A 25,857-nucleotide genomic window follows, 5' to 3' on the forward strand; every position below is an offset into this window, starting at 1 on the left:
GTGACTGTCAGTAAGGACGAACCGGGCGCTTCCGGTGATCACGACCGGCTGCTCGCCGCGCTCGGCGTCCGCGTGCAGCCGGATTTGTTGCGCCTCGCGCTGACCCACCGTTCCTTCGCCTATGAAAACGGTGGGCTGCCGACCAACGAGCGCCTCGAATTCCTGGGCGACTCGGTTCTCGGCCTGAGCATTACCGAGCGGCTCTACCTCGAGCACCCGGAGAAATCCGAGGGCGAATTGGCGAAGCTGCGGGCGAGCGTGGTGAATATGCACGCACTCGCCGAGGTGGCGCGCAAGCTCGGCGAGGGCGGCCTCGGCGTACACCTGTTGCTGGGTAAGGGCGAAGAGCTCACCGGCGGCCGGGACAAGCCGAGCATCCTCGCCGACGGCATGGAGTCGCTACTGGGTGCGGTGCATCTCGAGCACGGCATCGAAGTGGCGCGCGAGGTCGTGCTGCGGCTTTTCGCCGACCTGCTCGAGCGTGGTCCCAGGATGGGTGCCGGCCTCGACTGGAAGACCAGCCTGCAAGAACTCACCGCTGAACGTGGACTCGGTGTGCCCAGTTACGAGATCACCTCGACGGGTCCCGACCACGACAAGGAATTCACCGCGACCACGGTGATCGGTGGCCGCCCGTTCGGTTCGGGCATCGGCCGGTCCAAGAAGGAAGCGGAACAGAAGGCCGCGGGCGCTGCCTACCAGGCGCTGACCGCCGAATCCTGACGTGCCCGAACTTCCCGAGGTCGAGGTAGTCCGGCGCGGACTCGCCGAGCACGTGGTCGGCCATGTCGTCGATGCGGTGACGGTTACCCATCCCCGCTCGGTGCGCAGGCACCTCGAGGGCGCTGTCGATCTGGCCGCGAGGATGACCGGGCTGCGGGTGTCCGCGGCGCAGCGGCGTGGCAAGTATCTATGGCTCACCTTCGACGATCCTGATACCGCGCTGGTCGTGCATCTGGGGATGAGCGGGCAGATGTTGGTGCAGCCCGCCGGTACTCCGGTGGAGAAGCACGCGCACATCATCGCCACCCTCGACGACGGCACCGAGTTACGTTTCGTAGATCAGCGCACCTTCGGCGGCTGGGCGCTCGCACCGCTCATCATGGTCGAGGGCACGCCGCTGCCCGAGCCCGTCGCACACATCGCCCGCGATCCGCTCGATCCGCTCTTCGACTCGGAGTCGGTGGTGACCGCGCTGCGGGCCAAAAACAGCGAGATCAAACGGATACTGCTCGATCAGTCCGTGGTCTCCGGCATCGGCAACATCTATGCCGACGAATCCCTGTGGCGCGCCCGGATTCACGGCAACAGGGTCGCATCCGGACTGAGCAGGCCCGCCCTGCGTACCCTGCTCGCGGAGGTCGGCGTCGTGATGGGTGAGGCGCTCGCCGCGGGCGGCACCTCGTTCGACGCGCTCTATGTGAACGTGAACGGCGCATCCGGCTATTTCGAGCGCTCGCTGGCCGTCTACGGTCGAGAGGACGAACCGTGCCGACGCTGTGGCGCGGCGATCCGTCGGGAGCGTTTCATGAACCGCTCGTCCTACTCCTGCCCCCGCTGCCAGCCGAAGCCTCGCGCCCAGCCGCACTAGGCGTACCGCCGCCTCGGCCTTTCGTCCGGCCATGCGCGGATTGCGGCCGAGCCTAGCCCCACAGCACCGATTGGGGAGCTACCGTTTCTTCTAGGCGGTCGGGAAGTCACGCCGGTCGTGGAGGAAGGAAATATGCGCAAGCTCACCTACTACGTCGCATCGACCATCGATGGATTCATCGCCTCCGAGGACGGCTCTGTCGATTTTTTCCCGGTGGGGGGTGATCATGGTCCGGCGATCATCGCGCAGTACCCGGAAACGCTGCCGACGAAGGTGCGGGAGGCGCTCGGCATCGACCAGCGCAACCGCTACTTCGACACGGTGCTGATGGGGCGTAAGACCCACGATTTCGGTGTCAGGACCGGGACCTCGAGTCCGTATGCGCACTTGCGCCAGTTCGTGGTGTCGACGACGTTGCCGGAGAGCCCCGACCCCGCGGTGCAGCTCATCGCCGCCGACCCGCTGGCGAAGGTGCGTGAACTCAAGCGCGAAGACGGGCTGGGGATCTGGTTGTGCGGCGGCGGGGAGCTCGCTCAGGTGCTGCTGCCGGAGATCGATCAGATCTTCCTCAAGCTGTATCCGATGGTGCTCGGCCAGGGGCGGCCCCTGTTCGGAGCCGGTCCACGGCTGCCCGAAGCGGCGAAGTTCCGGGTGATCACCAGCCGGGTATTCGAGGACGGGGTTGCCTTCATGAAGTACACCAGGATTCGATAGCCGCTGTGGCGGCACATGATCCGATCGCCGAACCGGATCCGGCGAACGCGCCGGGTCCGGTGGAGGCGCTGCGCGAGATCGGTTTCTGGCTGGAACGTTCTCGGGACCAGACGCACCGGGTGAAGGCCTACCGCAGGGCCGCCGATATCGTCGCGGAACTGCCGGAGGACGAGCTGCTCGCGCACCGGACGGCGCACAGCTGGCGCGAGATCGGCGGTATCGGACCGAAGACCGCGGCCGTGATCGAACAGGCGTATTCCGGCGCGGTACCGCAATATCTGCTCGATCTACGGTCGGCCGCACAGCCCATCGGCGTGCCGGGCAAGTCGTTGCGTTCCCGGCTGCGCGGCGATCTACACACCCACTCCGACTGGTCCGACGGTGGCAGTCCTATCGCGGAAATGATGGGTGTCGCGGCGGCGCTCGGGCACGAATACTGTGCGCTCACCGATCATTCGCCACGGCTGACCGTCGCCAATGGACTCTCCGCCGACCGGCTGCGCCGCCAGCTGGAGGTGATCGCGGAGCTGAACGAGCGGATGGCGCCCTTCCGCATCCTCACCGGCATCGAAGTGGACATCCTCGACGACGGCGCCCTCGACCAGCAGGCCGATCTGCTCGCCGAGCTCGATATCGTTGTCGCCAGCGTGCATTCATACCTGCGCGCCGACAGTGAGACGATGACAAAGCGCATGGTCTATGCCGTGGCCGACCCGAACGTGGACGTGCTCGGCCACTGCACGGGACGGCTGGTCGAGGGTGCGCGTGGTACCAGACCGGAGTCGACGTTCGACGCCGAGGTCGTCTTCGAGGCCTGCCGCCACTACGGCACCGCTGTCGAGATCAACAGCCGCCCCGAACGCCGCGACCCGCCTTCTCGGCTGATCCGATTGGCGGTCGAGATGGGCTGTGATTTCTCCGTCGACACCGATGCGCATGCGCCGGGCCAGCTGGACTGGCAGGGTTACGGCTGCGAGCGTGCGGTGGCCAATGGCGTTGCGGCGGAACGAGTTATCAACACTTGGCCGTTGGATGCGCTGTTGGCTCGGACGAAGTCGTCCTGACGGACGGGCGCTGCCTCGCGGCGGCGGCTCGGCGCGCGGCCCCCGCCGACCCGAGCGTGCATCCTGGATGGCGGCCGGGTTAACTGTTGCCGAATTATGCTGCCGTTCACTGGCCGATCGCCGATCGCACCGGAAAATGGTTGGCACAAGCGTCTCTTGGGGAGTGGATCAACTGGTGGGCGACTTTCCGATCGAGATGGTGCTTGCGGTCGTTGCCATACTGGTGTCCGCGGGCGCGTTCCTGTGGGAGTTCGTCTTCGTCGGACGCCGACAGCTCGGCTATCGCGTGCAGATGGACACGCCGGTCACCGGTGAGATCGAATCGGTTTTCCCAGGGGTGCTTCCGCAGCTGCGCCCGGATCTGGACGGCTCCAGCCCGGATCTGAAGGACCTTTCGGTTGTCTTGGTCCGCGTCGAGAACAGCGGCGCCGTCACCATCGACAGCCATGACTATCAGGCGCCCGACGCGGGCAGAGTCGGTCTGCACCTGCACTTTCCGCAACGCAGGGTCATCGGTATGGCGGTGACCGAGCTGAGTGAACCCGGCCTCGCCGACAGTCTGGACCGCGACTCGGGTATCGCGGTCCGGGAGGACACGATCGGTCATATCGGCGTGATCGACCTGCCGAAGGTGTCGTTGAACCGCGGTGATCACTACAAGATCTTGGCCATCCTGCAACGTTCCGAAGGGACGGGGGAGTACCGCCCGCCGATTGTGCAAGGCGGTATCAAGGGCGGGAAGGTGGCCGAGACCCAGAGTCGCACCGGCGCCTCCCGAGTGATGCTGGCGCTCACCACTTTTCTGGTCATGGTGATTATCGTTCAACTGACTGTCGCAGCGTTCGAGCCGGACCCCGCACCACTGGAATGCGTCGCGGGAAAGCTCACGGTCGTCGGGTCGTCGGCGTTCGCCCCCGTCGTCAAGGACGCCGCCGAGCAGTACCGGAAGCGTTGCGCCGGAGCCGAGTTCGCCTTCGGCTTCGAGGGCACCGAGCGCGGCCTCGACCGACTTGTCGAGGAGGGCAAGGAAAATCACGAACTGCTGGCGATCACCGACGGCCCGAAGGGCGAAGGGTACTCGAATCTGGTGTCCCGAGCCCTCGGTCTTTCGCTGTTCAGCGTGGTCGTGCACAAGGACGTCGGTGTCCGTAGCCTCACCGCGGCGCAGATCGAGGACATCTACCAAGACCGGGTCACCAACTGGCGGGAGGTAGGTGGCCCGGATCTGCCGATCGTTATTGTCAATCGAATCCCCGGTTCCGGCACCAGGAATACCTTCGAGCGGCGAATGCTCTCGCAGCCTCAGGTGAGTCGCTCGCACGTGAGTTGCAAGGCGCTGGAGGACACTCCGCCGGCGGGCGCCGCGCATTGCGACGTTCAGGTCACCAAGGACATGCTGCAAGCCGTCGCCGAACTGCGTGGCGCGATAGGTTACAGCGAGCTCTCCGAAGCGGGGACAGCGGAGGTATCGACCGTCGCGGTCGACGGCATCGCCGCGACCAGTGACGCCGCGATGAACCGCACGTACCCGTTCTGGGGCATCGAATTCGCCTACAGCTATGGGGAGCTACCCGGCGACTCGCTGTCCGCCGCCTTCCGGCGTTATCTGACAGACGAAGCCGGGCGGAACGTGCTCGCCGCACACGGCAATGTGGCCTGTGCCGACCTACCGGATCCGACTCGATGCCAGCCGGATGTGTGAGGTGAGCCCTCCGGCGTCACAGTCGCGACGGCTGTTTCGTCTTCCAGGTGCAGCAGTAAGCACCTAGGAAAGGACGCACACCGTGCCACGGATGAATTTGGCCGAGGTTGCCCCCGAGATGTACCACGCCTGGTTCGCCGCCGAATCGGCGATTCGCCGCAGTGCGCTGGACCCGACGATCCGCGAGCTGGTCAAGATCAGGGCCTCGCAGATCAACGGCTGCGTGTACTGCATCGATATGCACACCACCGATGCCCGCCTTGCCGGTGAAACCGAGAAGCGCATCTTCCAGCTCGGCGCATGGCGCGAATCGACGCTGTACACCGCGCAGGAACGCGCGGCGCTCGCCTACACCGATGCGCTGACGAAACTCGGCCAGGAGGGTGTCAGCGATGAGATCTGGGCGGAGGTCGAGAAGCAATTCGAGCAGGGCGCTCGCGCGGGTCTCGTCGGGGTCGCGGCGATGATCAACCTGTGGAATCGGGTCGCGATACCCCTGCGGATGCAGCCCGAGAAGCTCTGACGCCCGTCGCGCGACCGAGGGCGGGCTCGGTCGAACAGCAAATTCGACCGACTGTCTGGTTTGGATCGGTGGCGAGGAGGTACGTTTCAGTCGGCCCCCCTGATCGCCCCTCGGCGCGACCAGGCCAACCAAGCCCTGATGGACGGCGGTGCAGGCTCCGTCTTCACCTCCGCCGCGGCGGCCACCACGTTCGGCGCCCAGTGCTCCGAGTGCTGGGTCGATGCGAGTGTCAACGGTTGCTTGGAAGGATGGTCATGAGCCAACGATTATCTGCGCCCACTTCGGCGTCGATTGCGTCTTCGGATCTGCTGTCGACCGATCAGAGCAGCGAACGTTTCCGCATTGCAATGGTGGTGCCGCCCTATTTCGACGTGCCGCCCAAGGCATACGGCGGTGTCGAGGCTGTCGTCGCGGATTTGGTCGATTCACTGGTCACCCGAGGTCACGATGTGACATTGTTCGGCGCGGGTGAGCCGGGCACCAAGGCCAAGTTCGTGCCGGTGTGGGACCGAGCGGTGCCAGAGCGACTCGGTGACCCGTTTCCCGAGGTCTTGCACGCACTGAAGGTGCGAAGGGCCATCCAGCACGTCGCGGCGACCGCCGGACTGGATGTGGTGCACGATCACACCTTCGCGGGACCACTCAACATGCCCGCGTACCAAAAGCTCGGACTGCCCACGGTGCTGACGGTGCACGGACCCGTCCAGGACGACTGCTACCACTACTACCGAGAATTGGGTGACGAGATCGCGCTGGTCGCGATCAGCGACCGCCAGCGCGAACTGGCGCCGGACCTGAATTGGGTTGGGCGAGTACACAACGCGCTACATGTGGAGCAGTGGCCCTTCCGTGCGGACAAGGGCGACTACGCATTGTTCCTCGGCCGCTTCAACGAGTGCAAGGCACCCCACCTGGCGTTGGAGGCCGCGCACGCGGCCGGTATTCCTCTAGTGCTCGCAGGCAAGTGCAGTGAGCCCCCCGAGCTGGCGTACTTCGAGAAGGAAGTGCGACCGATGCTGACCGAGCACGATCACGTATTCGGGCTCGCCGACGCGGCGGCCAAGCGTAAACTGCTCGCCGGTGCGCGTTGTCTGTTGTTCCCCATCCGCTGGGAGGAACCGTTCGGCATGGTGATGATCGAATCGATGGTCTGCGGCACCCCGGTGGTCGCGCTGCGCGGTGGTGCGGTCGCCGAGGTCATTGTCGACGGCGTGACCGGCCGGATCTGTGAAGATCCCGCCGAGCTGCCCGCGGCGATCGCCGAGGTGAGCGCGATGGATCCGGCCGCATGCCGGGCCCACGTCGAGGCGAACTTCGGCGCGGAAACGCTCGGATGTGGTTACGAGCAGATCTATCACCGATTACTCGGACGGCAGGGACGTGCGGTTCGAGCCGACAGGTGGCTCGATGAGACCGCGTCGTTCCGAGTCGCGGCGGCCGAACTGGCATGACCGCTGATATCGGCGATACGCCGAACCTCGCGCCGCAGGATCCGGCACCGTTGAACTCCGGTGAGCCCGCCGGACTCGGCGGCTGCGACGGTTCGGTGACGCTGGTCGAGGGCGCTACCTTCTGTCTGTCGAACCGGCTCGGCGATGTCGAGCCGGGTCGGTCGCACGGACTGTTCTTCCGTGACGCGCGCGTCATTTCGCGCTGGGAGCTGCTGGTGGACGGCCAACCCGCCGAACCGCTTTCGGTGCTCAGCCCGGAGGCCTTCGCGGCCAGGTTCGTGCTGCGCAGGCCACCGCAGGCGGGACACCCGGACAGCACGCTGCTCGTGGTGCGCGAGCGCCTCATCGCCGAGGGCATGCACGAGATCCTGACGCTGGAGAACATGGGTCGCGAACCAACGGCGGTCACCTTGGAATTGCATGTCGACGCCGATTTCGTCGATTTATTCGCGGTCAAGGAGGGTAGAGCAGGTCACGGACACGGCAGGGCCGAGGTCGCGGTGGCCGAAGGTGAGCTACTACTGCACGATCGCACCGATCGGACGCGCGGGCTCTCGGTGACCTCGACCGTCGAACCCGCCGTGTTGCCAGGCACTTTGGTCTGGCGGGTGGTGGTCGCGCCGGGTGCGAAGTGGCAGACCGAAGTCATCGCCGAGCCGACCGTCGGTAACCAGCGCGTCCAGGCGCCACTGGTGCCGGGGGAGCATCACGGCCTCAGCGCGCCCAGCCGAAAGATCGCGGCATGGCGCAAAACCGCGACGAAGATCACCGCGCACAACTCGGCGCTCACCCAGGTGCTGCTGCGCTCGGAAAGCGACCTCGGCGCCTTGCAGATTCACGATGAAACCGGCGAGAGCAGGCCGTTCGTCGCCGCGGGCGCGCCATGGTTCATGACGCTGTTCGGCCGCGACAGTCTGCTGACCGCGTGGATGGCGTTGCCGCTGGAGGTCGACCTCGCGGTGGGCACCCTGCACCAGCTGGCCGAATTGCAAGGGCAGAAGATCGATCCGCTCACCGAGGAGGAGCCTGGGCGGATCATGCACGAGATGCGCCGCGGCCCGGCCAGCGGGCAGGCGCTCGGCGGCAATATTTACTACGGAACCGTCGATGCCACACCGCTTTTCGTGATGCTGCTTGCCGAATGTCATCGGTGGGGTGCGGATCCCGAAGCGATCGAGGCACTGCTGCCTGCCGCCGATGCCGCGATCGGCTGGATCACCGAGTACGGCGATCGGGACGGCGACGATTTCGTCGAGTATCGCAGAGCCACCGATCGAGGTCTGATAAACCAGGGTTGGAAGGACAGCTTCGACGGAATCAACGACGCCACAGGGCATCTCGCCGAAGCGCCGATCGCGCTGTGCGAAGTGCAGGGCTATGTGCACGCGGCGCTGCTGGCCAGGGCGGAACTCGCCGACGCTTTCGGCGAACTGCGCGCCGCGGGCCGGTTGCGTGAACGGGCCGCCGAGCTGCGCGGCAAGTTCAGTGAGCAGTTCTGGCTGCCGGACAAAGGCTGGTACGCGGTCGCGCTGGATGGTGGCAAGCGTCGGGTCGACGCGCTGACAAGCAATGCGGCGCACTGTCTCTGGGCCGGAATCGCCAGTGAAGAGCATGCCGCCGAGCTGGTGCTTCGTTTGTCGGGCCCGGAAATGGACACCGGTTTCGGTTTGCGCACACTGGCTTCGTCGATGGGCGCTTACAACCCCATGAGCTACCACTCCGGGTCGGTGTGGCCGCACGATACCGCGATCGCGGTCGCCGGTCTGCTTCGCTACCGACAGGTGCCGGGCGCGCTCGAGTTGGCAATGCGCCTGGCTAACGGATTGCTCGACGCGGCAGCGGCTTTCGGTGGCCGCCTGCCCGAACTGTTCTGTGGATTTCCGCGCGATCAGTTCGCGGTGCCGGTGCCGTACCCGACCTCGTGCTCGCCGCAGGCGTGGGCCAGCGCCGCGCCACTGTTGCTGGTGCGTGCGTTCCTCGGGCTGGAGCCGAATGTGCCCGCGCGTACCCTTACCGTGCGGCCGCAGCTGCCGCCGGAGTGGGGCAGGATAACCGTGACCGACCTGCGTCTGGGTTCGGTGACCGTCGATCTGGAAGCCGAAGGCACGGAGGTGATTTCGGCTCGGGTGCCCGATGACTGGCAAGTGGTTACTCGGTGAGTGATGGTTGCCGCGGGCTACTCGGTAGGCGGCAGGATCGGCCGACTGAAGTAGTCCTCGATGGGCGTCGGCCCGGTATACCGGCGGCAACCGCAGCGAACCCATTCGCGCAGGCCGCCCATGTTTTTCCGGGAGATCTCCGTGTGGCAGACGCCCTGCTCCGGGTCGTGCATGGCGAGGTCGTGCCCGCAGCCGCAGGTGGCGGGTGAGTCGGTCGGCTTGCCGCGTCGGCTGAATCGACCCACCGCCCAGCCGGCACCGACGAGTGCCGCTCCGACGGTCAGGCTAATGGGATCGAACATGTGAGCAGTATATGTATGCGTATATCTATAGTCCAGTTGTGGGTGCGGATTTGTCGGTGGCATCGGCCAGGATGGCGGGATGACCGAACTGTCGCTGCGTGAGCTCAATCGAACCCTGCTGATGCGCCAGATGTTGGTGGAGCGGGTTTCGATGACACCACTCGAGCTCGTGCGCCACCTGGTCGCGGTGCAAGGGCAGGAGCCGAACTGGCCGTATGTCGGGCTCTGGGCCCGGCTGGCGGAGTTCGGGCACGATGAGCTGGCGCGACTGCTGGAGGAACGGAAACTGGTTCGTTCCACCATGATTCGCCGCACCGTGCACCTGGCCGCCGCCGAGGATTTTCGCTGGCTGCGCCCGACCGTGCAACCGGCGGTCACCGCCGCGTTGCAGACGCCGTACTTCCGCCAGGAGATCGACGGCGTCGACAGGGATGCCCTCGCCGCAGCGGGACTGGAGCTGCTGGCAGGCCGGACGCTGACCCGAGGCGAACTCGGATTATTTCTGGCCGAACGCTTTCCGGATCGGCACACCCGCAGACTTGCCGAGGCGGTCGAGGTCATGGTTCCGCTGGCGCACGGCCATGAGACCGGCGCATGGGGCCGCTGGCGCAACCGACATGTCACCGTCGGCCTCGCGGCGGAATGGATCGGTGCGCCGATGGCCGAACAGCCGCAGCGCGAGACCCTGATCCTGCGCTACCTGGCGGGTTTCGGCCCGGCGAGCGTCGCGGATATCCAGGCGTGGGCAGGCATCACCCGCCTGGCCGGAGTGGTCGACGGCATGCGTTCGGACTTGCGGGTCTTCCGTGACGACCGGGGCAAGGAACTGTTCGACCTACCGGACGCACCGCTCGCCGATCCGAATCTGCCTGTCCCGGTGCGCTTCCTACCTGCCTTCGACAACTCCCTGCTCGGTCACAAGGACCGTCGCCGAGTCATCAGCGACGAAGACCGCAGCCGCATCGCCAAAGAGGCATCCGCAGGTGTCCCGATGTACCTCGTCGATGGCTTCGTGCACGGTCGCTGGGCACTCGACGACACGACGGTGCGCATCTCCCCATGGCACCCGCTCTCGCCCGCCGCCGAGGAAGCGGTTCGCGCCGAAGCGGAGCACCTGCTCACCTTCCTTACCCCGGTGGGCGGCGGCAAGGTCGTAATCGACGCTTGACTCGCCTTTCGGCCCGCAGCCGCCGTCGCGGCCGCGGTGCCGTTGGCCTGCGCAAACCGATGCTTCATACGTCCAGGGTCAGCCGCGCAAGGGGTAGAGGGTGTCGAGATCGTGGTTCAGCTCGACGACGTTGACCCGAGGTTCGCCGAGGAATCCGAGGGTACGGCCGTCGGTGTCGGCGTCGACGAGTTCGCGCACTCGATCCGAGGAGATGTTGCGGGCGTGGGCGATTCGTGCCACCTGGATGGCGGCGTACTCGGGGGAGATGTGCGGATCAAGGCCACTGCCACTTGCGGTGACCGCATCGGTGGGCACGGGGGTGTCGGTGGAGGCGTCGCCGTAGATCGGGACGATCCGGCCGACCGAGTAGTCCTTGCCCGGCTCGGCGCATTCGACTCGGACCCCCTTGTAGGTGGACACGAACGGCGTCGTCGGGCATGCCTCGTTGACGCTCACGACCTGCACCGGATGGCTGACATTGCCGTCGGCGTCGCGCGGGCCGATCACCGAGAGCACAGCGCCGATACCGTCTTCGGTGCAGAACGGGCGGCCGCCATCGACCCCCTCGAGGTCTCCGACCGCCTTGCTGCGCGAGCACACCGTGGAGAGCAGGCTGAGCTTCGCCTTCGTCGGATCGGTGTCGAGGGTGTCCACGATGCTCTCGGGACCGAGGTTGCTCGCCGAGGTCGAAGTCGGGTCGTAGCCGTCGCCCGCCGCCGATGGGCGGCTCTGGAAGTACTGCACCAGCGCTTTGCCGTCCGAATCGGTGAACGACTGCCCGATGAGGCTGGAACCGACCACCTTTCCATCGGATTCGATCAGTGAGCCGTTCGACTTGTCATGCAGGCCGGGTATTTGCGCGATCGCGTAAACCGCTAGCGGATAAACGATTCCGGTGATCGCGGTCAGCACGAGCAGCGCACGCAGTGCGGCCAGATGCTGTCGGATCCAAGTTGACATACGCATATCAGGACATCCCGGGGAGGAGTTGGACGACGAGGTCGATGAGCTTGATGCCGATGAACGGTGCGATGATGCCGCCGAGGCCGTAGATCGTCAGGTTGCGGCTCAACAGTTTCGACGCATTGGTCGGCGTGTAGTTCACGCCGCGCAGCGCCAACGGGATCAGCGCGATGATGACGAGCGCGTTGAAGATAACCGCGGAAAGGATCGCCGATTGCGGGCTGGCCAGCCGCATGACGTTGAGTGCGTCGAGGCCGGGGAATAGCGCGATGAACAACGCGGGCAGGATCGCGAAGTACTTGGCGATGTCGTTGGCGATCGAAAACGTGGTCAGCGCCCCGCGGGTGATGAGCAACTGCTTGCCGATCTCCACGATCTCGATGAGCTTGGTCGGATCCGAATCCAGATCGACCATATTGCCTGCCTCTTTGGCCGCCGAGGTGCCGGTGTTCATCGCGACGCCCACGTCGGCCTGTGCCAGCGCCGGAGCGTCGTTGGTGCCGTCACCGGTCATCGCGACCAGCCTGCCACCGTCCTGCTCCTTCTTGATCAGCGCGAGCTTGTCCTCGGGCGTGGCTTCGGCGAGGAAATCGTCGACACCTGCTTCGTCGGCGATCGCCTTGGCGGTCAACGGATTGTCGCCGGTGATCATCACGGTTCGGATGCCCATCCTGCGCATCTCGTCGAACCGTTCCCGCATGCCCTGCTTGACGACGTCCTCGAGGTGGATGACGCCGAGCACTCGCGCCGTGCCGTCCGCCACCTCGCCGACGACCAGCGGCGTGCCACCGGAGGCGGAGATGCCGTCGACGATCACGCCGACATTGTCGGGCACGTTCCCACCTTGTGCGCGAACCCATTCGGTGACAGCGCTGGCCGCACCCTTGCGCAGCTGGTGCCCACCGGAGAGATCGACACCCGACATGCGGGTCTGCGCGGTGAATTCCACCCAGGTCGCGCCGATGAGCTCGCCACGGGTGCGCTCGCGCTTGTTGAACGCCTGCTTGGCCAAGACCACGATGGAACGTCCCTCGGGGGTTTCGTCGGCCAGGCTGGAAAGTTGTGCGGCATCGGCCAATTCGTCATCCTGGACGCCGGGCACCGGGACGAATTCCGAAGCCTGCCGGTTGCCGAGGGTGATGGTGCCGGTCTTGTCGAGCAGCAGGGTGTTGACGTCGCCCGCGGCCTCGACGGCGCGGCCCGACATGGCGAGCACGTTTCGCTGGACCAGGCGGTCCATGCCCGCGATGCCGATGGCGGAGAGCAGTGCGCCGATGGTGGTCGGGATCAGGCAGACCAGCAGCGACACCATGACGATTCCGGTGATGCCGTTGACGTCGAGTGCCAAGTTGTCCGGAACACCTGGGTTGTTCGCCTTGGAGAAGATCGCCAGCGGTTGCAGGGTGACCACCGCGAACACGAAGATGATCGTGAGCGAGGAGAGCAGGATGTTCAGCGCGATCTCGTTCGGCGTCTTCTGCCTGCTCGCACCCTCGACCAGCGCGATCATCTTGTCGATGAAGCTCGCCCCGGGTTCCTGGGTGATCTGCACGACGATTCGGTCCGACAGCACCGTGGTGCCGCCGGTCACCGCGGAGCGGTCGCCGCCGGATTCCCGGATGACGGGGGCGGATTCGCCGGTGATGGCCGACTCGTCCACCGACGCGATGCCTTCCACGACATCGCCGTCACCGGGAATGACCTGACCCGCTTCGACGACGACGTAATCGCCGCGCTGTAGTTCGGGCGCGCCGACCTGCTCTTCGACCACCCGGCCGCCGTGCGACCAGTCGACCAGGCGTCGAGCCATGGTGTCGGTCTTCGCTTTACGCAGCGCGTCGGCCTGCGCCTTGCCGCGCCCTTCGGCGACGGCCTCGGCCAGGTTGGCGAAGATCACAGTGAGCCAGAGCCACATCACGATCGCCCAGGCGAAGAAGGACGGATCGGTGATCGCGAGAATGGTCGACCACACCGCGCCGATCTCGACGATGAACATCACCGGGTTCTTCCACATGAGGCGCGGGTCGAGCTTGCGCGCCGCGTCCGGCAGCGATGTCAGCATCATCTTCGGGTCGAGCGCGCCACGGGCGACCCGCCCGCCTTTGCGCTCGGACTGGTCCTTCGGATTCTCGGGCACGGCTGTGGAACCGGTCAATTCTGTAGTGGGACTGGTCATTTCAGTGGATTCCTTCAGCGAGCGGCCCGAGTGCGAGTGCGGGCAGGAAGGTGAGCGCGACCAGGATCACGGTCACGCCGACGACCATGCCGATGAACTGCGGCCGGTGTGTCGGGAGCGTGCCGATCGACTCGGGGGTGGTGCCCTGTTGAGCAAGCGAACCGGCAAGTGCGAGGGCGAAAATGATCGGAAGGAACCGGCCGAACACCATCGCGAGGCCGAGCGCGGTGTTGTACCACTCGGTGTTGCCGCTGAGCCCGGCGAACGCCGAACCGTTGTTGTTTGCCGCGGAGGTGAAGGCGTAGAGCACCTCCGACAATCCGTGTGGCCCCGAGTTCGCCATGCTGGCTCGCTGGCCGGGCATCGCCATCGCGATCGCTGTGCCTACCAGCACGATCAGCGGACTGACCAGGAAGTACGAAGCGGCGAGTTTGATTTCGCGTGGGGTGATCTTCTTGCCGAGATACTCCGGCGTGCGACCGACCATGAGGCCCGCGACGAAGACGGTGATCACCGCGAGGATGAGCATACCGTACAGACCCGAGCCGGTGCCACCGGGCGCGACCTCACCGAGCTGCATGTTGAACATGGTCATCATGCCGCCGAGGCTGGTGTACGAGTCGTGGAAGGAGTCGACTGCTCCGGTGGACGTCAGCGTTGTCGCGGAGGCGAAAGTCGCGGAATCGGCCACGCCGAAACGGGTTTCGACTCCCTCCATGGAGGCGCCGATCGCGGTCGGCACCGTGCCGTGGTTCGCAAGCTGGAAGACGTTTTGCAGCGTCGTGCTTACCAGCGCGATGGTGCCCATCACCGCGACGATGGCGTAGCCCTGCTTCTTGCTTCCGACCATCCGGCCGAAGGTGCGCGGCAGTGAGAAGCTGATGATCAGGAGCAGGAAGATCTCCACCCAGTTTGTCCAGGTGGTCGGGTTCTCGAATGGATGTGCGGAGTTGGCGTTGTAGAAGCCACCGCCATTGGTACCGAGTTCCTTGATGACCTCCTGGCTGGCCACCGGGCCGCCGGTAAGGGTCTGTTCGGTGCCGTTCAGTGTCTGCGCGACCTGATCGTGCAGGTGGAAGTTCTGGATCACACCACCCGCGACGAGCACGATCGCGAAAACGAAGGCGATCGGCAGCAGGATGCGGATGGTACCCCTCACCAAGTCCACCCAGAAGTTGCCGAGATCGCCGGTGTGCCGACGCGCGAAGCCGCGCACCAGCGCGACCGCCACCGCCATGCCGACGGCCGCCGAGACGAAGTTCTGCACCGCAAGACCGGCCATCTGCACCAGGTGTCCCTGGGTCGACTCGCCGGAGTAGTTCTGCCAGTTCGTGTTGGTCACGAAGCTGATCGCGGTGTTCCAGGCCAGCGCCGGCGTCATCTCGGTGCCGGGATCGTTCAGGTGCAGCGGCAGCTTGCCCTGGAGCAGCTGGAAGAAGAACAGGAACAAAACGCTGACCGCGGAGAATGCCAGCACACTCTTGGCATACACCCCCCAGGTTTGCTCGACCTCGGGCTGGACCCCGATCGCCTTATAGATGACGCGCTCCGCCCGAGAGTGTTTCTTGTTGTCGTAAACCCGGAACATGTAGTCGCCGAGCGGTACATGCACCAAGGCAAGCGCGATGATCAGGGACGCCGCGAAAGCGATTCCCGCGGTAGTCGTGTTCACCTAGAACCTCTCGGGGAAAAGAAGAGCCGCGATCATGTAGACCGCAACAAGGACGGCCAGAATCAGACCGATGACATTGGCGATCACAGTTTTTCCACCCCCCGCTGGATCAGGCCGAGCAGCGCGAAGATCGCCACGGTGACCACCGCGAACACAACGACAGACATTTTTTACAACCTCCATTGGCGCCCCTTCATGAGCGCGACAGGGTGAGTCAACCGGTCATTCGAGCTGGTGCCGAGCGTCCTTACGGGTCCTTAGCGCCGTCTCCTCGAGCATTGACGCTTCGTTTACGGTGTCGCTCCACTACGGGTGAAAGGATGCCGTCAAGGTCGGAGCACAACCTGTCAACACACCGTAAAGATCCAGTTCATCGCGCGATCGCGAGGTAGAGACGGCTCTTGCTACCGTTCCCCGAATTCCGCAACGCGCCTACTGACTCAGCGACGCCGGAATCGCCATCCCTGTCGCACCGGTCACCGGACCTGAGCAGCTAGTCTTCGAGCTCGACATCGTGGAACCAATGTCATGAGACAACACAACTAGTTACTCGTTCGATAACCGATAGGTAACGCGGCTTCACACTCTGTGTCGTGTTGGGCTGTGTCAGTAGGCTTGGAACGTAGGTGATTTCGCCTGGACGAGAGGGTGGAGAGTGCCCAGCACGATTTGGCTTCGGATCAAGAAAAACGACAACGAGGAATCCTGGGTCCGGGGTGACGAGGTCACCCGAGTCAGCCTCATAACTCGACCTGGTTCCTTGCGTAAGACTGAAAGCTACGGCGTGACAGCCACGTGGTCTACGCACGATGTAACGAGTTCAGAACTCGCCAGCGGCATAACATCCCGCGCGGAGGCTCTGTCTGTAATCCGCCGTATCCTCGAGTTGTTGGCCAGCCCTCCTGGGATAGTCGGACTGGTCAGCGTTGACGACACGCAGGTCAGGCTGGAAGCGTTGTCGGATTGAACGGAACTGCGCAGCGCCCCGCTCGCGGCGGGCACATCGGTCGGGGTGATTCGGCTGTCGCGCAGCTCTCGATGCCTGCCTTGACCTTGTCAAAGGCTGGGACGGGTTTCTCCGTATAGATATCGCTAATGGACCACCCTCGTGACTCGGCTATGCGCATACAGTCTTCAAGCTGATGTTCAACCGTCAACCTGTCACCAGAGGTGACCGGACCGACTCGGAGGTAGATCGCTGCACGAACCGGAACGTTGGATACGAGAGGTTTTTCTACGTTGAAACGCGGGCAACTTCGGATCTACCTCGGTGCGGCACCGGGAGTCGGTAAGACCTTCGCGATGCTCGGCGAGGCGCACCGGCGGATCGAACGCGGACGCGATGTGGTGGCCGCGGTTGTCGAAACCCACGGGCGGGCCAAGACCGCCGAACTGTTGGAGGGCATCGAACGGATTCCGACCAAGCTGATCGAGTACCGCGGTGCGAGCTTCCCCGAACTCGATGTGGAGGCGGTGCTGCGCAGGCGGCCGGCCGTCGCGCTTGTCGACGAGCTCGCGCACACCAATGCGCCGGGCAGCGGGCACGACAAGCGCTGGCAGGACGTCGAGGAGTTACTCGCCGCGGGCATCGACGTGATCTCCACGGTCAATGTTCAGCATTTGGAGAGCCTCAACGACGTGGTCGAACAGATCACCGGTATCCAGCAGCGCGAGACGGTTCCGGATGCGGTGGTGCGCAGCGCGGACCAGGTGGAGCTGGTCGACATCACCCCTGAGGCGTTGCGACGCAGGCTCTCACACGGCAACGTGTATGCCGCCGACAAGGTCGACGCGGCATTGCGTAACTACTTCCGCCCGGGCAACCTCACCGCGCTGCGCGAACTCGCTTTGCTGTGGCTGGCCGACCAGGTCGACGCGGCGTTGGCGAAGTACCGGGCCGACCACAAGATCACCGAGTTATGGGAGGCCAGGGAACGAGTCGTCGTCGCGGTGACCGGCGGTCCGGAATCGGAGACCGTGGTGCGTCGGGCCAGCCGTATCGCGACCAAGTCCAGTGCCGAACTCGTCGTCGTTCATGTCGTGCGTGGCGATGGGCTCGCAGGGGTGTCGACCCAGCGTTTGACGCGGTTGCGTGAGCTCGCCGGCAGTCTGGACGCCAGCCTGCACACGGTGACCGGTGACGATGTGCCGACGGCGCTGCTGGAATTCGCGCGCGAGGTGAACGCGACCCAGTTGGTGATCGGTACCTCCAGGCGTTCGCGGTGGGCGCGCATCTTCGATGAGGGCATCGGGTCGGCGGTGGTGCAGCAGTCCGGCCGCATCGACGTGCACATGGTGACGCACGAGGAGGCCGGTCGCGGTCCGCGCTGGCGCTCGTTCTTGCCACGCCAACCCATCCTCGCCTGGCTCGCCGCGGTGCTTGTTCCCATCATCGTGTGCGGGGGCAGCGCCGCGTTCCTCGACGGCTACCTCGAGCTCGGTGGTCTGAGCGCGATGTTCTTCATCGGCGTCGTCGCGGTCGCGTTGCTCGGAGGTGTTATCCCGGCGTCGTTTTCGGCGCTGTTCTCGGGGTTGCTGCTGAATTGGTTCTTCGCCGATCCCCGCTACAGCCTCACCATTTCCGAGCCGGACAGCTTTGTCACGGTGGTGGTGTTGCTCATCGTCGCGGTCGCGGTCGCGGCGCTGGTCGATGTGGCCGCGAAGCGAACCAGGCAGGCGCGCAAGGCATCTCGGCAGGCCCAGCTGCTGACGATGTTCGCGGGCGCCGTTCTGCACGGCGCTGATCTGCCCAACCTGCTCGAGCAGGTTCGCGAGACCTATGGCTTGCGCGCGGTCAGCATGGTCTGCGGCAATCAGGTGGTCGCCGTGGTGGGCATCGACCCGCCGCAGCGGGTCGCCGATGCCGATACCGCCATCGAGGCGGGCGATACCACCAGCTGGTTGCTGCTCGCGGGGCGAACGCTGGATTCGGGTGACCGGCCGGTGCTTCACGCGGTCGCCAACCAGGCAGCCGGACTGGTACGCCAGTCGCGGCTGGCGGAGGAAGCTAGCGCGTCGGCGGCACTACTCGAGGCCGACCGACTGCGGCGAGCACTCCTCTCGGCCGTCAGCCACGACCTGCGCACGCCGCTGGCCGGGGCCAAAGCGGCCGTGTCCAGCCTGCGCAGCGACGACATCGAGTTCTCGGCCGAGGACACCACCGAATTGCTGGAAACCATCGAGGAATCGGTGGACCAGTTGACCGCGCTGGTCGGCAATCTGCTCGACTCGTCGCGACTGGCGGTGGGCGTGATCACCCCGCAGGTGCGGCGGGTGTACATGGACGAGGTGGCCCATCGCGCGCTGGTGAGCGTCGGAATGGGTACGCGCGGCCTGCGGCGCGCGGCGATGGATCGGGTGAAGGTGGAGGTCGGTGAGGTCTCGGTGCTGGCCGACGCAGGGCTGCTCGAACGGGTCCTCGCCAACCTGATCGACAACTCTTTGCGCCACGCGCCACGCGACATCCCCGTCCGAGTGACCGCCGAGCGCACCGGAGATCGCGTATCTATCGCGGTCATCGATACCGGACCCGGTATCCCGCCTGGCACCGAGGAGCAGCTGTTCGAACCGTTCCAACGGCTCGGTGACCGCGACAACACCACCGGCGTCGGCCTCGGCCTTTCGGTGGTACGCGGATTCGTCGAGGCGATGAGTGGCACGGTGCACGCCGAGCCGACGCCCGGCGGGGGGTTGACGATGCTCGTCGATCTGCCCGCAGACACCGATGCGCCGGGACAGGGACCGGGCGCCGATGATGACAATGACCATGGTTGAGGGCGGCGGAGGATCCCGCATGACACAGGAAGTCGCAATGACCGACAAGAAGCACGAAGCGCCGGTGACCAAGGTATTGGTGGTCGACGACGAACCGCAGATCGTGCGCGCCTTGCGGATCAACCTTTCGGTGCGTGGGTACGAGGTGATCACGGCCGGGACCGGCGCCGCGGCGCTGCGTTCGGCCGCCGATAAGCATCCCGACGTGGTGATTCTGGATCTGGGCCTGCCGGATATGGACGGCATCGAGGTGCTGGCGGGTTTGCGCGGCTGGACGCAGACACCGGTGATCGTGCTCTCGGCGCGCACCGATTCGACCGACAAGGTGGAGGCGCTCGACGCGGGTGCCGATGACTACGTCACCAAGCCGTTCGGTATGGACGAACTGCTGGCCCGGCTGCGCGCCGCCGTCCGCCGCGGCGCGACCGATGCCGAGGCCGGCGACCCGGTGGTGGTGACGTCCTCGTTCACGGTCGACCTCGTCGCGAAGAAGGTCAGCAAGAACGGCGAGACCGTGCACCTGACGCCCACCGAATGGGGCATGCTCGAAATGCTGGTCCGCAATCGCGGCAAACTCGTCGGCCGCAAAGAACTGCTGCGAGAGGTCTGGGGGCCGTCCTATGCCACCGAAACCCATTACCTGCGTGTCTATTTGGCGCAGTTACGTCGCAAACTGGAGGTCGACCCCGCACACCCCAAACACCTGCTGACCGAGGCGGGAATGGGCTACCGCTTCCAGGAATAGCGACCTCCACCGCGCGAAGGCATGGGCAGGGCGGACCCGCGTGTGGAATGCGGGCGGCTGCCGGAGCGTTGCCAGGCGTGCTCCGTTTCCGACGAGGATGGCAGGATCGAAACCATGGCTGAGCAGACCGTTGTATCCGCGACCGAGACCACCGCACCGACCGCACCGGGGGAGACCGCCCTGTGGGTCGAGCGCACGGGGACCCGGGCCTACACCGGCCGCAGCTCGCGCGGGGCCGAGGTATTGATCGCCTCACAGGGCGTGCCGGGCGCGTTCACCCCCGGTGAGCTGTTGAAGATCGCGCTGGCCGGTTGCTCCGGGCTGAGCGCGGACTTCCCGCTCTCGCGCAAGCTGGGTGACAGCTTCGACGCGACCATCCGCGTCTCCGGTGACGCGGATCGGGAGAACGAGGTGTACCCGCAGTTGGACGAGGCGTTCGAACTCGACCTCAGCGAACTGGACGAAGAGGCCCGAGAGCGTCTGCTGGTCACCGTGCAGCGTGCCATCGACAAGGTATGCACCGTGGGCAGGACCTTGAAGGCGGGCACCAAAGTCACTCTGTCGTTCGACGTCGACGGGTGAATGCGTGGGCATCGCCGAGTGAACATAGCGTGGTGCTATGAGTGAAACATCGCCCGCCGACACCGACGTCGTCCGGCTCAGCGCCTGGGTGCACGGCTGGGTCCAGGGCGTCGGATTTCGCTGGTGGACCAGGGCCCGCGCGCTGGAACTCGGCTTGGTCGGACAAGCCACCAATGCCAGCGACGGCCGTGTGCACGTGGTGGCCGAGGGCCCGAGGCGCGCCGCCGCGCGGCTGCTCGATTTGCTACGGTCCGGGGATACGCCTGGCCGGGTCGATCTGGTTGTGGAAAGCTGGGACGCCCCGCGGGGCGATTTGACCGGATTCGAGGAGCGTTGATGCGAGCAGCGACCAAGGGGAGTGATCGTTGAGTACGCAGGATCCGGGCAGCGGCGACCGAAACACCTCCGGCAAGCCCGATCCCATTCCCGGCACCCCCGCGCCCACTCGACCCTCGGCACCGGATAACCAACCCGAGGCCGAACCCGGCGCTTCCGACTACACGCCAGGATCGCCGGCGATACCGCCGGACGCGTCCGGACCACTCGATGCGCCGACGCTCGCGGAGTACAACGAACCCGTTCCCGGATCGGAACCGCCGAACTACGACGCGCCCGAACCACAATCGGACGTGCCGACGCTCGCCGAGCATGCGGGACCGACACCGCCGGAATCGGCCGAGCCCCAATGGGATACGCCGACCCTCGCCGAGTATGCGGGGCCCGATCCCACTGCCGCGATACCGCCGGGGCCACCGCGCCCCGGCAGTATCCAGCGCCAGGAAGCGGGCCGCACGCAACCGCGTCCGCCCACCGTGGCCGAGGCGCGAGCGCGGGACAAGGCACGCAAGCGCGCCGAGGACCAGCAGCGTGCCGCCGCGGTCGCCGAGGAGAACAAGAAGCGCACGCGTAAGCGGATTCTGATCGGCGGTGTCGCCATCGTCGGTGTCGCCGGACTGGTCGGCGGCGGGTACCTCGCCTACCGTGCGCTCACCAAGCCCGACAACGTGACCGCGTACTGCACTCAGATCGATCAGAACGGTAAAGAGGTCGTAGTCGACGATGATGTCTGCGGCAAGGCCTCGGCCAGTTCAGGTTCCAGCGGTGGCTACGGCGGTGGCATTTTCATCTACAACGGCAGCCAGTACCGGTATTACTACGGCGGCAGCAACTCCGTCGGCAGGCCGCCGACCGGCGGCACCACCATTGCGCCCAAGGGCGCAGAAATAAAAACCAAGACCGGCACCAGCATTCAGCGCGGCGGCCTCGGAAGCAGCAGTAAGAGCGGGAGCGGATCGTAATGCGGCGGGTTCGCGGTACACCGAGGCAGGGCTGGCAGCAGATCACCGAGGGGCAGGGGCTCGTCTACGGCACGCCCGGTCGCGATGCCAGCGGCGGGCCACGACCCTACTGGGACGAATCGGTGCATTACGAGTTCGAGATGTCGGAAATCCTGGCGCTGGAGGCCGATGTCGAGCTGCTGCATTCGATGTGCCTGAACGCGGTCGAGCACGTCGTGCTCACCGAGCGGTTCAAGGATTTCGGTCTGCCCGAATGGAGTTGGGGCCCGATCGCCGAATCCTGGCGGCGCAACGACCCGCACGTCTACGGCCGCTTCGACCTGCGCTACGACGCGCGTCGCCCGGCAAAACTGTTGGAGTACAACGCCGATACGCCGACCTCGCTACTGGAGGCGGCAATTGTGCAGTGGCACTGGCTGACCACGCTCTACCCGGGCGGTGACCAGTGGAACTCCTTGCACGAGAAGCTCGTCGAGCGCTGGACCGAGCTGCGCGACACCTTGCCCTCATCGCAGCTGCACTTCACCTGGTCGTCCGCGGACGCCACCGGTGAGGACAACGTCACCACCGCTTACATGCAGGAGACCGCGGCCGAGGCCGGATTCGACACCATCGCGCTGCCGATCGAGGAGATCGGCGTCGACACCGACCTCGACCGGTTCGTGGATCTGGCGGAGTCCCCGATCGATGCGATCTTCAAGCTCTACCCGTGGGAGTGGGTGCTCGACGACGACTTCGGCAAGCGGGTCATCGAGAGCCTGCCGCAGACCATGTGGATCGAACCGCTGTGGAAGACACTGCTCAGCAATAAAGCGATCCTCGCCGTGCTGTGGGAGATGTACCCCGGCCACCCGAACCTATTGCCCGCCTACCTCGATCAGCCCAACGAGTTGACCGAATACATTCGGAAACCGAAGCTCGGCCGCGAAGGCGCGAACATGACCATTGTCGGCGCGGGTCTGGAGACCGCCACCGGTGGTGTCTACGGCGAAGAGGGTTTCGTCTACCAATTGCTCGACCCGCTGCCGGAATTCGACGATATGCGGCCGGTGCTCGGCACCTGGATCGTCGGTGACACCGCCGCGGGGCTCGGCATTCGCGAAACCGCCGGTTTGATCACCGACGACGGCTCGGCGTTCATCCCGCATCGCATCATCAGCTGATCACTCAATCCACCTCGGAAGGACCATGATGACCGCAGTCGCCCTCGAATCGGGGTACTGGAACTCGCTCGGCGAGGGCGTAGGGGCGATCATCCTCTACGCGATCGTCGGCCTGGCGCTCATGCTCGTCGGCTTCTACGCCATCGACCTCACCACTCCGGGCAAGCTGCGCGCCCTGGTGGCCGCAGGCAAGCCCAATGCCATCATCGTCACCGCGGCGGGCATTGTCAGCATGGCCCTCATCGTGGTCCTCGCCACCTATGCCTCGGCGGGCAAGCTGTCCGAGGGCCTCATCGCGGCTCTGATCTACGGCCTCGTCGGCATCATCGCTCAGGTGATTTCGGTCCGAGTACTCGAACGCGCCCTCGGCATCGACATCGGCGCAGCCCTCCACTCCGACACCTACACAACAGAAGTCCTCGTGGTAGCCGCCGCCCACTTCGCGCTCGGGCTGGTCGTCGCCTTCGCCATCCTCTAGCGCCGCGACGAGTGGCACACCACGGCCAGGTGCCACTCGTCGGAAGGTCTTATGAGACTTGGCTGCCGGTGGTGTTCCAGTGGCGCTGGCGAAGGTCGCGTTTGAGGATTTTGCCCGCGCCGGACATGGGGAGGGCGTCGGTGAATTCGATGCTGCGTGGGATTTTGTAGTTGGCGATGAGTTCTTTGCAATGGGTGGTGAGTTCGTCGGCGGTTGCCTGCTGGTCGGGTAGCAGGACAATGACGGCGTGGACGCGCTCGCCCCACCGGTCGTCGGGGATGCCGATGACCGCGCAGGTCGCGACGGCGGGATGCTTGGCCAGCGCGTTCTCGACCTCGATGCTGTAGACGTTCTCGCCGCCGGTGATGATCATGTCCTTGAGCCGGTCGACGATGCGGATGTAGCCGTTCTCGTCCATGCGGCCGCCGTCTCCGGTGTGCATCCAGCCGTCGCGGACGGCCTCGGCGGTGGCTTCCGGCTTGTTCCAGTAGCCGAGCATCACGTTGGCGCCCTTGACAATGACCTCGCCGACGGTGCCGCGCGGAACCTCGTTGCCTTCGGCGTCCACGATGCGGACCTCCACATGTGGTGCGGCCCGACCGGTGGTCTTGCCGAGTACCGGATCGTCGTGGTCGGCGGGCGAAAGCAGTGTCGCGATCGGCGACAACTCGGTCATGCCGTAGGCCTGGGTGAACCCGGCGGCCGGAAAGGTCTTGCGTGCCTTGGTGAGTACCGATTCGGAGATCGGGGAAGCGCCGTAGACGAGGTGCTCGACGCTGCTGAGGTCGGCATCGGCGGCCCCCGGATCGTCGACGAGCATCTGGATCATCGTCGGCACCAGCAGCCCGTCGGTGACCTGGTGCTCCGCGATCGCCCGCAGCACACCGGCGGGGGTGAACATCGGGACGATCACATGGGTCGAGCCAGCCAGGTTGCCGCAGCCCCATAGCGCGAAGTCCGCGAGGTGGAACATGGGGGCGGCGTGCAGCAGTCTGCCGCCGATAGAGATCACGTGGTTGGTGGCGAGCGAGCCGAGAGCCGAGGTGACGACGTTGGCGTGACTGAGCATCACGCCCTTGGGGAAGCCGGTCGTCCCACCGGTGTAGAAGATGCCGAGCAATTCGTCGCCGCCGACGCGAAGATCCTCGACGGGATCGCTTTGGGCGAGCAGCGTTTCGTAGTCGAGGGTGCCCGAGGGACGAGCACCGTCGCCGATGAAGATCACCGTGCGCAGTTCGGGGAATTCCGCGAGGATCGGAGCGATGGCCTGCGCGAACGCGTCGTCGACCAGTAGCACCCTGGTGTCCGAATCCCGCAGGGAATACACGACTTCCGCCGGGCTCCAGCGGACATTGACGGGGTTGATCACCGCGCCGAGCCACGGCACCGCGAAGAAGTATTCGTGGTAGCGATCGGAGTTCAAAGCCAGGATGGCGACCCGATCACCGCGCCGCACACCGAGATCGCGCAGCGCACCCGCGAACCGGGCTACGCGGTCGTGGGATTCGGTCACCGTGCGAACCCGATCGCCGAAGATGGTGGCGATCGAATCCGGGCGCTGCTGCATCGCGCGATGCAGCGACTGGGTGAGATACATCGTTTCCTTACTTGCCGATTGCGCGGGCTGCGACCCGACCGTGCCCCGTAGGCTGGCTAATCAATATTCACTTAGGTGCCGGAAAGCCTAACGTGACCTGGGCCACTTACGCAACAGTCGGACCGGCTCGTGCGTGGCGACTGTCTGTCTCGATGGCGGCCCCGCGCGGTGTCGTCTTGACATTCCACATTGGAGGGTGCATCCTGAATCAACCTTCCACTATGGAGCGTAGAACTCGTCGTTAGGACCTGGAAATGGAAATCTCACCCGGAACTCGGGCTTCCGACGCGGAGCGCGACAAGGTAGTGAAGCTGCTCAGCAGGCATATGGCCGACGGGCGGATCGACGTCGTCGAATACGACCAGCGGGTCGCCCGCGTCTATGGCACCGCCACCCGCGACGACCTGCAGCTGGTGCTCTCGGACCTGCCGAAACTGTCGAAAGAGGCGCAAGCGCGAGACAAAGCCCCCGCCCGATTCCCGATCTGGCAGCAGATCGAGGGCACCTCATGGCTCGGTGTCAGCGTCCTGGTCTTGGCCATCTGGGGCGCGATCTCGCTCAGCGTCGGTGAATTCACCTACCCCTGGCCCATCTGGGTGATCGGCCCGTGGGGCGCGGTCCTCGCGTTCCGGATGCTGGCCGGGTTCGAGTCCGGTCGCTTCGGTCACCGAGTGAACTGAGACAACGCAACTCGCTGATCGAACCCCGCGCCGCCGATGGCGGCATGGGTGCGGC

The 25,857-nt window shown here is 65.4% G+C and carries 23 protein-coding genes; 17 read left to right on the forward strand and 6 right to left on the reverse strand.

The window, feature by feature from the left end; translation table 11 throughout:
* The 8 genes from rnc to ACLMAJ_RS17060 all read left to right on the forward strand — a co-directional run bounded on the left by rnc (position 1) and on the right by ACLMAJ_RS17060 (position 9,204).
* Entirely contained in the window at positions 1–723 is a 723-nt protein-coding gene (gene rnc / locus ACLMAJ_RS17025) for a ribonuclease III (RefSeq protein ID WP_412014673.1), read from the forward strand.
* Position 724: 1 nt separating this feature from the next.
* Positions 725–1,591: a bifunctional DNA-formamidopyrimidine glycosylase/DNA-(apurinic or apyrimidinic site) lyase gene (gene mutM, locus ACLMAJ_RS17030; RefSeq protein WP_412014674.1), complete on the forward strand. Its 867-nt coding sequence runs from the start codon at positions 725–727 to the stop codon at positions 1,589–1,591.
* Positions 1,592–1,723: 132 nt separating this feature from the next.
* The gene (locus ACLMAJ_RS17035; RefSeq protein ID WP_412014675.1) at positions 1,724–2,305 is read left to right on the forward strand and encodes a dihydrofolate reductase family protein; all 582 of its coding nucleotides are present in this window, start codon (positions 1,724–1,726) and stop codon (positions 2,303–2,305) included.
* Between the two features lie 5 nt (positions 2,306–2,310).
* Complete coding sequence (locus tag ACLMAJ_RS17040) at positions 2,311–3,369, forward strand: PHP domain-containing protein (protein WP_412014676.1); 1,059 nt, start codon at positions 2,311–2,313, stop codon at positions 3,367–3,369.
* Between the two features lie 175 nt (positions 3,370–3,544).
* Positions 3,545–5,071, forward strand: coding sequence for a substrate-binding domain-containing protein (locus ACLMAJ_RS17045; RefSeq protein ID WP_412014677.1), 1,527 nt, complete (start codon positions 3,545–3,547; stop codon positions 5,069–5,071).
* Between the two features lie 91 nt (positions 5,072–5,162).
* On the forward strand, positions 5,163–5,594 hold the full coding sequence (locus ACLMAJ_RS17050) for a carboxymuconolactone decarboxylase family protein (RefSeq protein WP_412014678.1): 432 nt from the start codon (positions 5,163–5,165) through the stop codon (positions 5,592–5,594).
* 347 nt (positions 5,595–5,941) lie between these two features.
* The gene (locus ACLMAJ_RS17055; RefSeq protein ID WP_412014803.1) at positions 5,942–7,045 is read left to right on the forward strand and encodes a glycosyltransferase family 4 protein; all 1,104 of its coding nucleotides are present in this window, start codon (positions 5,942–5,944) and stop codon (positions 7,043–7,045) included.
* Positions 7,042–9,204: an amylo-alpha-1,6-glucosidase gene (locus ACLMAJ_RS17060; RefSeq protein WP_412014679.1), complete on the forward strand. Its 2,163-nt coding sequence runs from the start codon at positions 7,042–7,044 to the stop codon at positions 9,202–9,204. The genes ACLMAJ_RS17055 and ACLMAJ_RS17060 overlap by 4 nt, the downstream gene beginning before the upstream one ends.
* A gap of 17 nt (positions 9,205–9,221) precedes the next feature.
* Here the strand turns inward: ACLMAJ_RS17060 and ACLMAJ_RS17065 are convergent, their stop codons facing one another.
* Positions 9,222–9,506 (reverse strand): hypothetical protein, encoded by a 285-nt coding sequence (locus ACLMAJ_RS17065; RefSeq protein WP_412014680.1) that lies wholly within the window; start codon positions 9,504–9,506, stop codon positions 9,222–9,224.
* Between the two features lie 79 nt (positions 9,507–9,585).
* Between ACLMAJ_RS17065 and ACLMAJ_RS17070 the strand changes: the two genes are divergently transcribed.
* Positions 9,586–10,674, forward strand: a complete 1,089-nt coding sequence (locus ACLMAJ_RS17070) for a winged helix DNA-binding domain-containing protein (RefSeq protein WP_412014681.1) — start codon at positions 9,586–9,588, stop codon at positions 10,672–10,674.
* Positions 10,675–10,752: 78 nt separating this feature from the next.
* Here the strand turns inward: ACLMAJ_RS17070 and ACLMAJ_RS17075 are convergent, their stop codons facing one another.
* The 4 genes from ACLMAJ_RS17075 to ACLMAJ_RS17090 are packed head-to-tail and all read right to left on the reverse strand — an operon-like array spanning position 10,753 to position 15,668.
* A complete protein-coding gene (locus tag ACLMAJ_RS17075) occupies positions 10,753–11,640 on the reverse strand; it encodes a potassium-transporting ATPase subunit C (RefSeq protein WP_412014682.1) in 888 nt (295 codons plus the stop codon).
* A 1-nt stretch (position 11,641) separates the two neighbouring features.
* Entirely contained in the window at positions 11,642–13,813 is a 2,172-nt protein-coding gene (kdpB, locus tag ACLMAJ_RS17080; protein WP_412014683.1) for a potassium-transporting ATPase subunit KdpB, read from the reverse strand.
* Position 13,814: 1 nt separating this feature from the next.
* Positions 13,815–15,485 (reverse strand): potassium-transporting ATPase subunit KdpA, encoded by a 1,671-nt coding sequence (gene kdpA / locus ACLMAJ_RS17085; protein WP_412014684.1) that lies wholly within the window; start codon positions 15,483–15,485, stop codon positions 13,815–13,817.
* On the reverse strand, positions 15,486–15,668 hold the full coding sequence (locus ACLMAJ_RS17090) for a potassium-transporting ATPase subunit F (RefSeq protein ID WP_412014685.1): 183 nt from the start codon (positions 15,666–15,668) through the stop codon (positions 15,486–15,488).
* Positions 15,669–16,724: 1,056 nt separating this feature from the next.
* Between ACLMAJ_RS17090 and ACLMAJ_RS17095 the strand changes: the two genes are divergently transcribed.
* From ACLMAJ_RS17095 to ACLMAJ_RS17125, 7 genes are all read left to right on the forward strand, one after another.
* A complete protein-coding gene (locus tag ACLMAJ_RS17095; RefSeq protein WP_412014686.1) occupies positions 16,725–19,259 on the forward strand; it encodes an ATP-binding protein in 2,535 nt (844 codons plus the stop codon).
* Positions 19,260–19,323: 64 nt separating this feature from the next.
* A complete protein-coding gene (locus tag ACLMAJ_RS17100; RefSeq protein WP_412014804.1) occupies positions 19,324–20,004 on the forward strand; it encodes a response regulator in 681 nt (226 codons plus the stop codon).
* A gap of 114 nt (positions 20,005–20,118) precedes the next feature.
* Positions 20,119–20,586, forward strand: a complete 468-nt coding sequence (locus tag ACLMAJ_RS17105) for an OsmC family protein (RefSeq protein WP_412014687.1) — start codon at positions 20,119–20,121, stop codon at positions 20,584–20,586.
* A gap of 37 nt (positions 20,587–20,623) precedes the next feature.
* Entirely contained in the window at positions 20,624–20,923 is a 300-nt protein-coding gene (locus ACLMAJ_RS17110; RefSeq protein ID WP_412014688.1) for an acylphosphatase, read from the forward strand.
* Positions 20,924–20,951: 28 nt separating this feature from the next.
* Complete coding sequence (locus ACLMAJ_RS17115) at positions 20,952–21,884, forward strand: hypothetical protein (RefSeq protein ID WP_412014689.1); 933 nt, start codon at positions 20,952–20,954, stop codon at positions 21,882–21,884.
* A complete protein-coding gene (locus ACLMAJ_RS17120) occupies positions 21,884–23,047 on the forward strand; it encodes a glutathionylspermidine synthase family protein (protein ID WP_412014690.1) in 1,164 nt (387 codons plus the stop codon). The genes ACLMAJ_RS17115 and ACLMAJ_RS17120 overlap by 1 nt, the downstream gene beginning before the upstream one ends.
* A gap of 28 nt (positions 23,048–23,075) precedes the next feature.
* A complete protein-coding gene (locus tag ACLMAJ_RS17125; RefSeq protein ID WP_412014805.1) occupies positions 23,076–23,525 on the forward strand; it encodes a DUF350 domain-containing protein in 450 nt (149 codons plus the stop codon).
* 49 nt (positions 23,526–23,574) lie between these two features.
* Here the strand turns inward: ACLMAJ_RS17125 and ACLMAJ_RS17130 are convergent, their stop codons facing one another.
* Complete coding sequence (locus tag ACLMAJ_RS17130) at positions 23,575–25,122, reverse strand: long-chain-fatty-acid--CoA ligase (protein WP_412014691.1); 1,548 nt, start codon at positions 25,120–25,122, stop codon at positions 23,575–23,577.
* A gap of 254 nt (positions 25,123–25,376) precedes the next feature.
* Here ACLMAJ_RS17130 and ACLMAJ_RS17135 point away from each other — a divergent pair, with 254 nt between their 5' ends.
* Entirely contained in the window at positions 25,377–25,802 is a 426-nt protein-coding gene (locus ACLMAJ_RS17135) for a DUF1707 SHOCT-like domain-containing protein (RefSeq protein WP_412014692.1), read from the forward strand.
* Positions 25,803–25,857: the final 55 nt, after the last annotated feature.

The organism is Nocardia arseniciresistens, from assembly GCF_046764875.1.
In the GTDB taxonomy this organism is placed as follows: Bacteria; Actinomycetota; Actinomycetes; order Mycobacteriales; family Mycobacteriaceae; genus Nocardia; species Nocardia arseniciresistens.